Source organism: Wolbachia endosymbiont of Pentidionis agamae (genome assembly GCF_036711655.1).
GTDB lineage: Bacteria > Pseudomonadota > Alphaproteobacteria > Rickettsiales > Anaplasmataceae > JAZHPY01.
Genome location: NZ_JAZHPY010000126.1, coordinates 1 through 1,468, shown reverse-complemented (window position 1 = coordinate 1,468; position 1,468 = coordinate 1). Strand labels below are relative to the sequence as shown.

Genomic DNA, 1,468 nt, shown 5'->3' with positions numbered 1-1,468 from the left:
CAAACATAATAGATGGCATTATGTTTGTCGAAATTAGATTTTTGCAACGATTAGTAAATTTTTTTTTTGCAATTGTTTTATATAATGTACATTCTTCTACACAAAAATCTTCATTTAATAATTTTTTTTTTAGGTCAAACGTAATTTCTTCTCCTCTAATATATAAAAATCTTGTTTCCTTTGAATAGTGTGTTGTTATTAATAAGATTAAACCGTTTATATCGCTACCTGCTGATACAACATCTGTAAAACCTGAATCTCTGGCAGCTTGCATGGTTGCATTGCCAACTGTAATAATAGGAATATCCCTTCTTTCTGACATATTACTAAAAGCGATTATACTGTTTTTACTTGTAGCAATAATAATATGAAACTCATACGGATGTAAATCAGGATATAAGTATTCCACTCTGAACATAGGTTCTATGAACACTTTATATCCATATTTTCTTAACCGACTTCTCGTTTCTAGTGAATGGAGCAATGGTCTTGTTAATAAGATAGACTTCATAGCTAGCAAGTCTTATGTGTTCTATATAGCATGAGAATTTATATTTAAGATATCAAAATTATTCCTAGTTTAAGTAAAATATCAAATACATATAATAGCTATATTTCAATTCTATTCAATAGAAGAGCCATTAGCTTTTAAAGGCTCAACGCTGATATTGCTATCATTGGTACTTTTATCTTTGCTGCTTCCATTATATTCATAATATGCCATATGAATAATGTTAGCTACGCATAGTGTAATAAGTATCGGTAAACCTATATTAATAGTTAGAATAATTGGCTCTATCTTTCCTAACGAAATAAAATTTTCTAAAGTGCGCATACCAAATGGTAAATTTGAAAAACAGAGTGTAGACGAACTTACCACCAAGACAGATAAAGTAAAATATGTTTGTGGTGAAGAGAAGATGTTTTTTAATGGTGATTTTGTTGTTTTAGTTGGTACGATTTTTTCATTAATAAAATCTCCATGCTTTGTACTAGATTGATGTTTATTATTTTCTTTACATAATAACTTCAATAACTGTTGTTTCTTTCTAGTTACTTGATCGCTAAGATCTTCAGCACTAAAATGAGATTTAGTGACTGGCTTTTGTATTTCAAGTACTTCTAATGCCTCTGATATTTCATCAGGTGCTAATATTTCATGTAATTCCTTATCTTTAAAATAGACAATATTAAATACAGAATGAAATATTTGATGAAATATATCAGACTCTTTATCTTTATGATTTCTTATTATTTTAACAAATATTGCATCAAGTGTAGTATTTTTATTAGTAGTGTTTTTATCTATAAGAAAAACTCTAGCAGTATTTTGTGCTTCCTTAATTACTAGTAACTTTTCTTCTTCTGATAATTTATTAGTTTGTCTCATTATTACTTCTGATTTTCTTTGTGTTCTGCATTTCTTAAAAAACTTAAAAAGCTCAATACGTGATTTAGTAATGCATGG

At 27.9% G+C, this 1,468-nt stretch carries 1 protein-coding gene and 1 pseudogene; both read right to left on the bottom strand.

From position 1 onward, the window contains the following. A partial coding sequence (locus tag V6U76_RS05230; RefSeq protein ID WP_333024084.1) for a uroporphyrinogen-III synthase occupies window positions 1-418 on the bottom strand: 418 nt, incomplete at its 3' end. 204 nt (window positions 419-622) lie between these two features. After that, a pseudogene (locus tag V6U76_RS05225) lies at window positions 623-1,468 on the bottom strand (hypothetical protein); the annotation flags it as partial.